Below are 13,325 nucleotides of genomic sequence, written 5' to 3'. Positions count from 1 at the left end.
AGCCGGCCTTTGGGCCGGCTTTTTCTTTGAGAGCGATCGTGTTCTGGCAATTTGATCGAACTTGGCTCGGCAACCTTAAGTGGTGCGGCGTATTCTTGGCTCGTCCAGCGGAGCTGCCCGATGCCGTCCTTCCCGATCCTGTCATCTGTCATTCGCGCCGCTATGTGGCGTCGGTTTCCGCCGGCATTGCGAGAGCCGCATCCTGCGTCGGTTATCGCTCTCGCCTTACTGGCCAGCGGGGCCAGCGTCCTGCTCGAGCGTGTCTTAGGCGGCGAGGGCAGTTCGTTTCAGCTCTACGGCGTGAACTCGGCATTGCTTGGATCCGTCGTCACCATCGCCCTTGTCAGCCTGTTTGCTCCGTTTGGCCAACGATCGGCGGCCGTCGCCATCGTGCTGGGTCTCTCGATCCTGTCCGGCCTCGCGCTCTCCGGGCTGGTGCTGGCGGCGGCGCAGGTTTTTCCGGACGGCTCGGACACAGAATCATGGTTGCCGCTGATTTTCTGGATCGCGGTGATGATTTTGATCGTCGTATGGATGATCGGAGCGGTCGCAACCGTCCTGCGCAGCCTGGACCCCGGCACGGCACGGCGGCCAGTCCTTCGTTCCGTCGGCGTCCTGGTCGGCACCCTGATGGTGCTTGTGCTGCTTCCGTCCTGGCCGACTTTCGCCGGGAAGGATTTCAACAGCACAACGGCGAATATCTGGGAGCTGATTTCCGCGGCAACGGCGAGCAACGAGCCGCCTGCCAACTGGACCGCGCGGGAGGAATCCGCAGCGTCCATCGAGATGGCACAGCCAGCCCTGATGGAGAGCAAGATCGGTGGTCTTGCCGCGAGACGGGACGCCGAGCACAACATCTTTGTTCTCGGCATAGCCGGCTCCAACACCGAGACTGTGTTCGAGACCGAGATCAAGGCTTCGCTCGATGTTCTCAACCAGCGATTCAACACGCGGGATCGATCGATCCTCCTGGTGAATCCCAGAAAGGCCTTTCCCCGACTGGATCCGGTGGCATCGATTTCGAACATGTCCGTCGCACTGCGTGCCATCGGCCAGCGAATGGACAAGGATCGCGACATCCTGATTCTGGCGCTCACATCGCATGGCAGCAAAGCCGGCTTCGCGCTGAATTTCGGCTCCGTCGTGGATCGCACCCTTACGCCCTTCACGCTTCAGACGATGCTCGACATCGCCGGAATCAAGAACCGGATCATCATCGTCTCGGCCTGCTATTCCGGCGTCTTCGTGCCTGAACTGGCAGACGAGAATTCCGTGGTGATAACGGCCTCCTCCGCGACCACAAACTCCTTCGGCTGCTCGAATGAGCGCGACTGGACCTATTTCGGGGATGCCTTCTTCAACCAGGCCCTGAGAACGGCTCCGACGCTGTCCGCCGCCTTTGAACAAGCGAAGGCGCTGGTATCGGAATGGGAGAAGCGGGACGGGCTGACGCCGTCGCAGCCACAGATCCATGTTGGAGCGGCGATCAGCCAGCAATTCCCGATCGTCGGGACGCCGGAGAACGCGCCTGCCGCGCGCAGTGCGGCCGTCGTCGAGAACTAGCTTTTTGTTTTAACGCGTTTTCTTCACGTGAACCGGTGTCTACTCCGCTCGAAAACGCGCTAACGCGGCTTGCTAGGATGACGGCGCGTTGTGTGTTCGCATGCCGCGTTTGCGGGCTCTATGACTGAGCGGCCCCGGCCGACAGGCGCACAGCTTCGGAAATCTGCGAAAACTGCTTGGATAGCGGGCTCGTCTTGCGCCAGACCATGCCGATCGTGCGTGATGGCTGAGGTGGCTTGAAGCGTGTGACGGATACCGAAGCCGAGCGCGTCTCGACCGCCACGGCCATTTCCGGAAGCAAGGTGATCCCCAGACCCGCATCGACCATCTGCACCAGTGTCGACAGCGAGCTTGCATCCAGCAGATCGCGCGACTGCACCGCACGCGGGTTCTTGTTGCAGAATGAGAGGGCCTGCTCGCGAAAGCAGTGCCCTTCTTCCAGCAGCAGCAAACGCATTTCGCGAAGCGCTTCGGGGTTGGGAGCGGGTTTGCCCTCGTCCTCGCGCGGCCGGACGAGGACGAAGCTTTCCGTGAAGAGGGTGGTTTCAGTCAATGAAGGCTCCGATACCGGCAAGGCGACGATCGCCATGTCGAGCCGACCTTCATTCAGTTCCTGAACGAGCTTCGGCGTCAGCGTCTCCCTGACATGCAGGTCAAGGCCGTCATAGAGACGGTTCAGCTCGCCGATGAGGCTCGGCAGCAGATAGGGCGCGACCGTCGGTATCACGCCGATGCGCAGCCTCTCGACCAGCCCGCCGCGGGAGCTGCGCGCATAGTCTTCCAGCTCCTCGAGCGAACGCAGAATGTCCTTGCTGCGCAGGGCGATCTCCTCGCCGAAGCTCGTCAACCGAAGCTGGCGCCTGTCTCTCTCGAAGAGCTCGGCGCCGAGCTCTTCCTCGAAGGCCTTGATCTGCATGGACAGAGCCGGCTGGGAGATGGCGCAGCTCTCTGCCGCGCGCCCGAAATGACCGTGACGCGTCAGCGCCTCGAAATAGCGCAGCTGCTTCAGTGTCAGGTTCGTCATAATCTCAGCTTATCGCTACAATCAGAAAATCGGAATTAATATAATGAAGCTCCTTTGCTAAGAGGCTCTCAGCGGCGTTCCGCGCGTCCGACCCTCACTCGTCTAACAAGCCACGACATCGGATCGCATGCATGGGCACCGATCTGCTTGTCGAGAGAACCGCGCAACCGGCGTAACGTGAACTGGAGAGAAGCATGAATGCGAAGACTGAAGCGGGCGCGGGAAAATGCCCGGTCGCTCACGGGACCAGCGGCACCCAGAGCCGCGACTGGTGGCCCAATCAGCTGCGCGTCGATCTGCTGAACCAGCACTCGTCCAAATCCGACCCGCTGGACCAGGCCTTCGACTACCGCCGGGAATTCAGCAAGCTCGACTATGAGGAGCTGAAGAACGACCTGCGCAAGCTGATGACCGCCTCGCAGGACTGGTGGCCTGCCGATTTCGGCCATTACGGCCCCCAGTTCGTCCGCATGTCCTGGCACGCTGCCGGCACCTATCGCCTGAGCGACGGCCGTGGCGGCGGCGGTCGCGGCCAGCAGCGCTTCGCCCCGCTCAACAGCTGGCCGGACAACGTCAACATCGACAAGTCGCGCCGCCTGCTCTGGCCGATCAAGCAGAAATACGGGCAGAGGATTTCCTGGGCTGACCTGCTGATCCTCACCGGCAACGTCGCTCTGGAGACCATGGGCTTCCGCACCTTCGGCTTCGCCGCCGGCCGCGCCGATAGCTGGGAGCCCGATCAGGACGTCAACTGGGGGGCCGAGACCGCCTGGCTGACCCATCGCCCGCTCGACAAGTTTCCGGCCCCGCTCAGCGCCACCGAAATGGGCCTGATCTACGTCAACCCGGAGGGCCCGGGCGCCAATGGCGACCCGATCTCGGCCGCCCATTTCATCCGCGAGACCTTCGCCCGCATGGCGATGAACGACGAGGAGACCGTCGCGCTGATCGGCGGCGGCCATACCTTCGGCAAGACCCATGGCGCTGCGGCCGAGTCCCATAAGGGGCCCGATCCCGAAGCCGCCGATATCGAGGCGCAGGGCCTCGGCTGGGCCAGCAATTACGGCACCGGCCATGGCGCAGACGCCATCGGCAGCGGCATCGAAGTCACCTGGACACAGACGCCGGCGCAGTGGAGCAACCACTTCTTTGAGAACCTGTTCAAATTCGAATGGGTGCAGACCCGCAGCCCCGCCGGCGCGATCCAGTGGGAGGCCAAGGACGCCGAGGCCGTCATCCCCGACGCCCATGATCCGGCGAAGAAGCGCAAACCGACCATGCTGACGACCGACCTGTCGCTGCGTTTCGACCCGGCCTATGAGAAGATCTCGCGCCGCTTCCTGAACAATCCGCAGGCCTTCGCCGAGGCCTTCGCCCGCGCCTGGTTCAAGCTGACCCATCGCGATCTCGGCCCGCGCTCGCGCTATCTCGGGCCGGAAGTGCCGAGGGAGGAGCTGATCTGGCAGGATCCGGTGCCGGCCGTCGATCATCCCTTGGTCAATGACGCGGATGTCGCCGCGCTCAAGGCCAAGATCGCGGCCTCCGGCCTGACCGTGTCGGAACTCGTCGGCACGGCCTGGGCCTCGGCCTCGACCTTCCGCGGCGGCGACAAGCGCGGCGGCGCCAATGGCGCGCGCCTGCGCCTGGTTCCGCAGAAGGACTGGGAGGTCAACCAGCCCCAGCAGCTCGCTAGGGTGATCAGGGCGCTCGAGGACATCCAGATCGCCTTCAACAGGGAAGCGAGCGGCGGCAAGAAGATCTCGCTAGCCGACCTGATCGTGCTCGCCGGCAATGCCGGCGTCGAGCTGGCGGCGAAGGCCGCGGGCCACGACGTGACCGTGCCGTTTGCGCCCGGCCGCACCGACGCCTCGCAGGCGCAGACCGACATCCACTCCTTCGAGGTCATGGAGCCAGCCGCTGACGGCTTCCGCAACTACCAGACGGCGGCGCTCAAGGTTCCCGCCGAGGCGGCGCTGATCGACAAGGCGCAGTTGCTGACCCTGACCGCGCCGGAACTGACCGTGCTGATCGGCGGCCTGCGCGCGATCAACATCAATGCCGACGGCTCTGGCCACGGCGTCCTGACCGACCGGCCGGGCGCGCTGACCAACGACTTCTTCGTCAACCTGCTCGACATGGGGACGCAGTGGAAGGCGGTCTCCGAGGCCAAGGACGTGTTCGAGGGCACCGATCGCAAGAGCGGCGCTCCGAAATGGACCGGCACCCGTGTCGATCTCGTCTTCGGTTCGAACTCGGTGCTGCGCGCTTTGGCCGAGGTCTATGCCAGCTCGGACGCGCAGGAGAAGTTCGTGAAGGACTTCGTTGCGGCCTGGACCAAGGTAACGAACCTCGATCGCTTCGACCTGGTCTGATCCAGGCGGAAAAAGCCTTCAGCGGCCGTCCCTAGAGCGTTTTCGAGCGAAGTGGGCACCGGTTCGCGTGAAGAAAACGCGTTAAAACGAGGACCTAGGGCAATTGAACGATCCGATCGGATCGGAAATTGCCCTAGCGGCCGCTGAAGCTCTGCCCCCCGTGGGAACCAGAGAATGATGTCTTGATTTGGAAACACCGCCGTCATTCCGGAGCGGCCCGCAGGGCCGAGCCCGGGACCCCTTAATACGCGGCGTCTCCAGTTCGTAATGCTCGCCCTTGTGGCGAGTATCCACGCCTTGAACACGACCCTCGACCAGCGAAGAATCCTCGACCAGCGAAGACCTGGATGGTCGAGACAAGCCCGACCATGACGGATGACGTGGTGATCATGGGCTCAGGCCTGCGGCCTGCCCGGGAATGACGGCAGGGTTCCAGCCAAAATCATCAGGCTCCAAGGGTCGGCGTAGGTTTCAGCGCTGCCTTTGGCGGCCGCGACGTTCCAGCGCCCGGCTCCAACGCGACAGGCCGTAGCAGATCAGCCAGTAGATCCCGCCGGAGAAGAAATAGGCCTCCATGTTCATGCCGACCCAGTTCGGATCGGCGAGCGAGGCCTGGGCGATGCCGAGCAGATCGAGGATCGAGACCACCAGCACCAGCGTGGTGTTCTTCACCAGGGCGATGAACTCGTTCGTCATCGCCGGCAGCGAGATGCGCAGCGCCTGCGGCAGGATGATCAGCCCGGTCGCCTTCCAATAGGTCAGCCCGAGCGCTGTCGCCGCCTCGCGCTGGCCCGAGGGCAGCGCCTGCAGGCCGCCGCGCACCGCTTCCGCCATATAGGCCGCGATGACGAGGCCGAGCCCGATCACGGCACGCGCCAGCCTGTCGATGCCGACACCGCTCGGCAGGATCAAGGGCAGCAGCAGCGAGGCGAGGAAGATCACCGCGATGATCGGCACGCCGCGCCAGAATTCGATGAACAGGATGCTGACGAGGCGGATGACCTTGAGCTCGGATTGCCGCCCGAGTGCGAACAAAATGCCGAGCGGGATCGCGATCAGGCTGGAATAGACCGAGATGAACAGGGTCAGCATCAGCCCGCCCCATTCGCGCGTCTCGACCGGCCTCAGGCCGAAGCCCCCGGCCAGGAGCCAGATGCCGAGCGGCGGCAGGACGACCAGGGCAGACAGGCCCAGCCGCAATTGCAGGCGCTTGGGCGCGAAGACGATGGCCACGACCGAGAGCAGGAACAGGATGCCGGTCAGATCGATGCGCCAGCGCTCGTCGACGGGATAGAGCCCGTACATGAACTGGCCGAAACGGGCGCGGATGAAGACCCAGCAGGCGCCGCCGGCCGTGCAGTCGTTGCGCGACGTGCCCACCCAATTCGCATCGATCAAGGCCCAGCGCAGGAACGGCACCGCGATCCAGGCGATGCAGAACGCGATGACGAGCGTGCCGACAGCCGTAGCGGGCGTGCCGAACAGGCGCTTGCGCCAGAGCGGAAGCGTGGCTTCACTCATCGCGTCACCAGCGCGATCCGGGCATTGTACCAGTTCATCAAGGCCGAGACGGCCAGCCCGATGACGAGATAGACCGCCAGCGTCATGGCGATGATCTCGATCGCCTGGCCGGTGTTGTTCAGCGCCGAGCCCATGAACAGGCTGACCACGTCGGGATAGGCGATGGCCGCGCCGAAGGAGGAGTTCTTCAGCACGTTGAGATACTGGTTCGTCATCGGCGGCATCATCACCCGCAGCGCCTGAGGGATAGTGACGAAGCGCAGGATCTGCCCACGTCGCAGGCCCAGCGCCGAGGCGGCTTCGGTCTGACCATGCGGCACGGCCTGGATGCCGCCGCGCACGATCTCGGCGATGAAGCCTGCGGTATAGGTCACCAGCGCTGCCAAAAGCGCGACGAATTCCGGGATCACCACGAAGCCGCCGCGATAGTTGAAGCCGCGCAGGATGGGGATGTCCCAGCGCGTCGCGAGGCTGGCCCAGGCGATCGCGAGGATGGGGAGCACGATGACCAGCACGAGTCCGATAGCGACGACAGGCGCATCGCGGCCGGTGCGCTCCTTGCGCCTGCGCGCCCAGAACGCGACCAGCCACTGCGCCAGCCAGGCCAGCAGGATCGCGGCAAAGGCCCAGCGGAAATTAGCGGGCGCATCCGGCAGCGGGATCGTCAGCCCGCGATTATTGAGGAAGGCGATGCCGAAAACGCTCAGGCTGTCGCGTGGCGCCGGCAAAGCGGCGATCACGCCGAAATACCAGAACAGCACGAAGAACAGCAGCGGGATGTTGCGGACGAACTCGATATAGGCCCCAGCCAGCGTCGAAAGCAGCCAATGCGAGGACAACCTCGCGATGCCGAGCACGAAGCCGAGCAGCGTCGCCAGCACGATCGCGATCACCGTCACCAGCATGGTGTTGGCAACGCCGGCCCAGAACAGAGCGAGGATGTTGTCGGCCTGGGTGTAGCTCGTCAGCACAAAAGGCACGTCGATGCCCGAGGTGCGCCAGAGGAAATCGAAGCCCGAGGCGATGCCGGCCTTGACCATGTTCTGCGAGGCATTGCGCACGAAATAGACGGTCAGGACGACAAGTCCGGCGATGAGCGCGATCTGGTAGATCCAGTCGCGCACGCGCTTGTCGTTGATGAGGGCGAGGGCTCTGGTCACTGTGTCTCGGCTCGCAAGGTCTCTTCGTGAAACGCCGAGTCGTTCCGGGCGCAGCGAAGCGTAGACCCGGGACCCATGCCGGAACAGTTCAGGCATGGGTCCCGGATCGGCACCGCTACGCGGCTTGTCCGGGACGACGGCGCGTGTTCATGAATCCAGCGAGAAGCGGCAGAACCGCTCCGCTCTCACTGGAACGGCGGGGTGAAGAGCAGGCCGCCCTTGGTCCAGAGCTGGTTCTGGCCGCGCTCCAGCTTCAGCGTCGAGCCCTGGCCGACGGTGCGCTCGAAGCTCTCGCCGTAATTCCCGACCTGCTTGATGGCCTTGTACATCCAGTCGTCGGGCAGCCCCATCATCGCGCCGAAACCGCCTTCCGCGCCGAGCAGGCGGCGGACTTCGGTGTTCTTGGAATTGGCCTTCATCTCGTCGACATTGGCGGAGGTGATGCCGAGCGCCTCGGCGGCGATGGTGCCGTTCAGCACCCAGCGCACGATCAACTGCCAGCGCTCATCACCCCAGCGCGTCACCGGCCCCTGCGGATCGTTCGAGATCGGCTGGGTCAGGATGATGTGCTCATCGGGCACCTTGAGTTTGACGCGCTGGCCGGCGAGCGCGCCGACGCCGGCGGTATAGGCGTCGCAGCGGCCGGAATCATAAGCCGTGATGGCGTCGTCATTCTTCTGGAAATTGGTGATGGTGACCTTGAGGTTGCGTTCGCGGAACCAGTCGGCGGCGTTCTTCTCCTCGGTCGAGCCGGCGGCAACGCAGACCGAGGCGCCGTCGAGATCGGCCGCCGTTTTCACATTGGCCTTCTTGCGGACGATGAAGGTCTGGCCCTCGTAGAAATTGATGCCCTGGAAGTTGAGGCCCAGCGTCGCATTGCGCGAGAAGGTGATGGTCGAATTGCGTGCGAGCACGTCGACCTGGCCCGATTGCAGGATCGGCCAGCGCTGCTGCACCGAGGTCGGGGTGAACTTGACCTTGGTCGCGTCGCCCAGCACGGCCGCGGCCAGCGCCTTGCAATAGTCGACATCGAGGCCGGTCCACTCGCCCTTGTCATTGGCGAAGGAGAAGCCGGGCAGGCCGAGATGCACGCCGCATTCGATATTGCCGCGCGCCTTGATCGCATCGAGCGTCGGGCTCGGAGCCAGCTGCTGGGCATTGGCAAACGAAGCCCCTGCGGCCAGCAGTGCCGCGGCTAGAATTGTCGTCTTCATGATCGTCGCTCTCCCCGAAGCCGTGAGCGGCTTTCTGCGTTGAAGACGGGACTATGCAACAGACAGGGCGAGAGTGGTAGCGGGGGGCGCGATGACTGCTGCGGGTGGATGGCGGACTTCCCTTGTGGCAGGGCGGAGGTCCGGGTCGCGCCATAACCGGAGGTTGGCGCATTGCCCAAGAGCGGACGTTCGCATGCCTTGGGACGGCGACCGATGGCGCGCCCTTTTAGCGTGGTGCCGCTCATCCTGGCTCAAGCAGTTAGTTGGGCGGTTGGTGGCGCGAGGCGAAACATGCTCAGCCGAGTCGTGTTTGCGCACGAAACTGACGCGGCGTGACGCCGGTCATCCGGCGGAAAGCACGGCTGAAATGCGCCGGATCGGTGTAGCCGGAAGAAAAGGCGACGTCGATGATCTTGCAATCGGTGTCGCGCAAAAGCCTGCTCGCGTTCTCGTACCTGACAGTGTCGAGTAGGTCCGAATAGGACAAGCCAACATGAGCGAGCCTGCGTTGAAGCGTCCGCGTGCTGATACCCGCGATCTCGGCGACGTCGGCAAGAGCAGTTGTTCCCTCGTCGAGATAGGCCGGAAGCATCAGCTTGAGAAGGTCGACGATGGTGTAGGCGGACGGGCCGTCCTCATTGTCGCATGGCGGCGCAAACGAGGCGGCCGAACGGTTTGGCAGGCCGAGCAGCATGATCGGCACGCTGATCCAAGCGGCATGCTGGCCCGATAAAAACCGCACATTCGGCCAGCAGGATCGCGTCACAGGGCTTGGCCCATAAGACGATTCAAAGCCGATCGCCGCCGGCATCCAGTCGGACCCTGCGAATTGCCGGACGATGTAGACCGAGAAGATGTTCTGGATCCACTGCGCGTGTTTCAGCTGCAGGGGCCATGGCCCGGTGAGCCTGCTGCAGACCCGCACGTGATCCGTGTCATGTTCGATCCACATGCTCAGGATGGTGTCTTCCCCTGACGCCTCGCGGCAGGCGTGCCGGAGCGCGACGAGCAGCGTCGGTGAATGCGCGATGAAGGCCCGCGTCTTTTCCCGCATATGGGAGAATTGCAGGCGCCGGGCTGCGAGAAAGCCGAAATCCTCGATACCCTGGCTTCTCTGGGCGGTCTCGACGAAGCGCAGCGCCGGCAGAAGCGGCAGGTAGAGCTCGCTCTTCTCGGCCAGGGACGATGGCAGCCGCGACCTCTCCAGGAGCGTCTCCGTCGGCGCGCCGATATCGTCCAGGATGCTGACGAAGGGCAGCAGAAACTGGCCGCGCGTCAACGGGATGTCAGCCATCAAGTCCACCGTCATCACAGGATCAACACGTCCTCAGGCAGATCCCTGAATCGCCTGAGGAGTGCAGAATAGCCATTTGCGGGTGGCGTGAAATGGCAAGACCGACAACCCGCATATGCACCAAGTATTCAAAACAGAGCATGTCGGCTGAGCCGAAGGTGATCCGTCGCATGGAGCGTCCACTGCAGAAAACTTCCGTCTCACGGAATTCGGCAATGCGGCCTCCCTATTCGGAAATCCGGGACTTTCGCACCTTTTAGTTCTCATTCGGCGAGTGAGTGTCACCGCAAACCTCCAAATCCCACCTCGTGGGCCATTTGATCGCCATTGAATTGCTCGGCCATCCGCGGATGACCTCTGAGATTACAGATTGAGGAGTTGTTGAATGCTGTCGAGAATCAACCAACTGGCTGTGCTCTCGGCCTTCGCACTTGTTGGGCAAGGCATCGGCTTGACTGGTACCGGCGCTGCACTGGCGCAGGATGCGAATGCTGAGCTGGCGAAAAAGCTCAGTAATCCCGTGTCGTCGCTAATCAGCGTGCCTTTCCAATTCAACTACGACCGAGGCTTCGGACCGAACCGTGGCGACCGGAAAACGCTCGACATCCAACCCGTCATCCCGTTCTCGTTGAACGCGGACTGGAACATCATTTCCCGGACCATCGTCCCCGTCATCTGGCAGCACGATATTGCCGGCCCCTCCGGCTACCAGTCCGGGCTTGGGGACATCACGCAGAGCTTTTTCATTTCCCCAACACAGCCGACCGCCGGTGGGATCATCTGGGGCGCAGGTCCTGTCTTCCTCCTGCCGACGGCGACCGACGATCTGCTCGGAGGTGGCAAGTTCGGGACGGGTCTGACTGCCGTCGTTCTGAAGCAGGAAGGGTCATGGACGATCGGCGCACTTGCAAACCACATCTGGTCCGTTGCGGGGAAGGGAGACAGGTCCGACATCAGCGTGACCTACCTGCAGCCCTTCATCGCCTACAGGACATCGGACGCCTGGACGTTCACGCTCAATACTGAGAGCACCTACGACTGGAAGGCCGAACGATGGTCGGTGCCCATTAACGTCCAGGTTTCGAAGCTTATGAAATTTGGCGAGCAGCCGGTGAGTCTCACCGCAGGCGTGCGCTATTGGGCGGCCGCGCCAAAGAACGGGCCGCATGGCTGGGGCCCTCGTGTGGGGTTGACGTTCCTGTTTCCGACCTAGGTGCAGTTGGCGCTGCAACGCTGGTTCGGCCGCGCCGCGGTGAACTGACGATTCAGCAATTTGGTGCGCCGCCCCATGGGGAGGGAGCACAACCGGTCGCGATTGTCGCGAAATGGCAAGACGGGCAGGCTGCCCATGCACGAAATGCTCGCGACGACATTCGCCGGCCAATCGGGCCGCGATCACGTGCTGCAGCGAGCCGGAGCGCCCGCGCAGGTGCCGTTAGGCGGGTAAGGCAGGGGACAAGCAGCAATGTCAGGCGCAACGGCGCGCAATCTCGCCATCGGTTGGCTGTCGGCTGCGTTGTGCGGGCCCGCTTTGGCGTCCGATCTCCGGCAGCCTGCCGCGCCACCGGCGCCTGTCCTCGCATCGGCGCCGAGCTTCTCCGTCACCAGCTACATCTGGGCGACCGCGATCGACGGCAGGAGCGCGACGCTGCCGCCGCTGCCGCCCGCGGATATCAATCTGCGCTTCCGCGACGTGCTCAAGGAGTTGAACGGCGCGATGATGGCGTCCGCCGAGATGCGCATCGAGCGCTGGAGCTTCCTGGTCGACGGGCAGTTCTCGCAGGTGACGACGGGCGGCAATCTGCCCGGCCCCTTCTTCTCCGCGCTGAAGCTGCGCTCGCAGACCACGACCCTGCAGGGCTCGGCCTTCTATCGCGTCTATGAAGACACCGTTCTTGCGCTGGATGTGGGTGCTGGCGTCCGGTTCTGGAACCTCGACACCAAGCTCGAAATCCTGCCCGGCCTCGCCAATCTTCGCATCGACCACCGTCAATCGCAGATGTGGGCCGATCCGATCGTCGGCGCCCGGCTCGGCGTGAAGCTCGGCGGGCCGTGGAGTTTGACGGTAGCGGGCGACGTCGGGGGCTTCGGCGTCGGCTCGCGCCTGACTTGGCAGGCATTGGGCAGCGTCAACTACGCCTGGAGCGAAAACCTGACGCTGAAGGCCGGCTACCGGGCGCTCCATGTCGATTATCACAACGGCGGCTTCCTGTACGAGGTGACCCAGCACGGGCCCGCCGTCGCCGCAACATACCGGTTCTGACCGGGGCCTTGATGAGTTCGGCGATGTCGAAAGGAATGGGAATGTCGATGACCGCGAATGCGCTTCGGAGCGCTGGGGTTACCGCGCTTGCACTGCTCTCGCTCTGCGGGCAGGCCTTGGCACAGACGGGCGAAGCCCAGCCCAAGATCACCGACCCGCATTTCAAGATCGCTCCGGGCTATCTGAAGCGATCCGACCTGCCGAACAGCCTGATCCTGCTCGGCCCGCCACCCGAAGCAGGCTCGGCTGCTCTCGCCCGGGACGAGGAAGCGCGCAAGGCGACGCTTCCCTTGCGAAACACCGCGCGCTGGAACCTCGCCCGTACCGATGCCGATCTCGCCTTTCCGCAGGCTGCCGACAATTTCTCCTGCGCGCTGGGCGTGAAGATCGACAGCCGGCAGACGCCGCGCCTCTACGCGATGATGCAGAAGGTGCTGTCGGATTTCGGCCTCTCCACCTATGGCGTGAAGAACAAGTACAACCGGGTCCGCCCCTTCGTGGTTCACAACGAAGTGACCTGCCGGGCGGATCAGGAGGCCATTCTGCGGAATGACGGCTCCTATCCGTCAGGGCACACGGCCGCCGGCTGGGGCTGGGCCCTCGTCCTCGCGCAAATCAGCCCCGAGCACGCGGATGCGCTGCTCAAGCGCGGCATCGAGTTCGGGCAGAGCCGCGTGATCTGCGACGCGCATTGGCAGAGCGATGTCGATGCAGGCCGGATCATGGGCGCGGCGACCGTTGCGCGGCTGCAAACCGACCCGACCTTCCTCCCCGATCTCAAGGCCGCGAAGGCAGAAGTGAAGGCGGCGAAGGCGAAGCGGCCGCTCCCGGTATCCGAATGCGCCGCGGAGGCCGCTGCGCTGTCGGCGCAGTAACGACGAGCAAATGGATCAAAGACACCAATGAGGTACCGT

Annotated in this window: 10 protein-coding genes; 5 read left to right on the top strand and 5 right to left on the bottom strand. The window is 63.7% G+C overall.

The genetic code is table 11. The features are described from left to right. The first annotated feature begins 120 nt into the window (after positions 1-120). Positions 121-1,563 carry a C13 family peptidase gene (locus tag BMZ97_RS18735; protein ID WP_092172896.1) on the top strand — a complete coding sequence of 481 codons (1,443 nt, stop codon included), beginning with the start codon at positions 121-123 and terminating at the stop codon, positions 1,561-1,563. A gap of 118 nt (positions 1,564-1,681) precedes the next feature. Here the strand turns inward: BMZ97_RS18735 and BMZ97_RS18730 are convergent, their stop codons facing one another. Further along, positions 1,682-2,587 carry a hydrogen peroxide-inducible genes activator gene (locus tag BMZ97_RS18730; protein WP_092172893.1) on the bottom strand — a complete coding sequence of 302 codons (906 nt, stop codon included), beginning with the start codon at positions 2,585-2,587 and terminating at the stop codon, positions 1,682-1,684. 194 nt (positions 2,588-2,781) lie between these two features. Here BMZ97_RS18730 and katG point away from each other — a divergent pair, with 194 nt between their 5' ends. Then, positions 2,782-4,959: a catalase/peroxidase HPI gene (katG, locus tag BMZ97_RS18725; protein WP_092172890.1), complete on the top strand. Its 2,178-nt coding sequence runs from the start codon at positions 2,782-2,784 to the stop codon at positions 4,957-4,959. 471 nt (positions 4,960-5,430) lie between these two features. Here the strand turns inward: katG and BMZ97_RS18720 are convergent, their stop codons facing one another. The 4 genes from BMZ97_RS18720 to BMZ97_RS18705 all read right to left on the bottom strand — a co-directional run bounded on the left by BMZ97_RS18720 (position 5,431) and on the right by BMZ97_RS18705 (position 10,163). Beyond that, a complete protein-coding gene (locus BMZ97_RS18720) occupies positions 5,431-6,480 on the bottom strand; it encodes an amino acid ABC transporter permease (RefSeq protein ID WP_092172887.1) in 1,050 nt (349 codons plus the stop codon). Beyond that, positions 6,477-7,640 carry an amino acid ABC transporter permease gene (locus BMZ97_RS18715; protein ID WP_244546490.1) on the bottom strand — a complete coding sequence of 388 codons (1,164 nt, stop codon included), beginning with the start codon at positions 7,638-7,640 and terminating at the stop codon, positions 6,477-6,479. The genes BMZ97_RS18720 and BMZ97_RS18715 overlap by 4 nt, the downstream gene beginning before the upstream one ends. 185 nt (positions 7,641-7,825) lie before the next feature. After that, a complete protein-coding gene (locus BMZ97_RS18710) occupies positions 7,826-8,854 on the bottom strand; it encodes an amino acid ABC transporter substrate-binding protein (protein ID WP_092172881.1) in 1,029 nt (342 codons plus the stop codon). A 295-nt stretch (positions 8,855-9,149) separates the two neighbouring features. Continuing rightward, a complete protein-coding gene (locus BMZ97_RS18705) occupies positions 9,150-10,163 on the bottom strand; it encodes an AraC family transcriptional regulator (RefSeq protein ID WP_244546499.1) in 1,014 nt (337 codons plus the stop codon). 370 nt (positions 10,164-10,533) lie between these two features. Between BMZ97_RS18705 and BMZ97_RS18700 the strand changes: the two genes are divergently transcribed. From BMZ97_RS18700 to BMZ97_RS18690, 3 genes are all read left to right on the top strand, one after another. Further along, positions 10,534-11,361, top strand: coding sequence for a hypothetical protein (locus BMZ97_RS18700; RefSeq protein WP_092172878.1), 828 nt, complete (start codon positions 10,534-10,536; stop codon positions 11,359-11,361). 252 nt (positions 11,362-11,613) lie between these two features. Beyond that, on the top strand, positions 11,614-12,411 hold the full coding sequence (locus BMZ97_RS18695; RefSeq protein ID WP_092172875.1) for a hypothetical protein: 798 nt from the start codon (positions 11,614-11,616) through the stop codon (positions 12,409-12,411). Between the two features lie 41 nt (positions 12,412-12,452). Further along, on the top strand, positions 12,453-13,286 hold the full coding sequence (locus BMZ97_RS18690; protein ID WP_244546489.1) for an acid phosphatase: 834 nt from the start codon (positions 12,453-12,455) through the stop codon (positions 13,284-13,286). The last annotated feature ends 39 nt before the right edge of the window (positions 13,287-13,325 follow it).

Source organism: Allobosea sp. OK403 (assembly GCF_900113835.1).
GTDB lineage: Bacteria > Pseudomonadota > Alphaproteobacteria > Rhizobiales > Beijerinckiaceae > Allobosea.
Note: the sequence above shows the minus strand (reverse complement) of the source record. Positions and strands in the feature narration are given on the sequence as shown.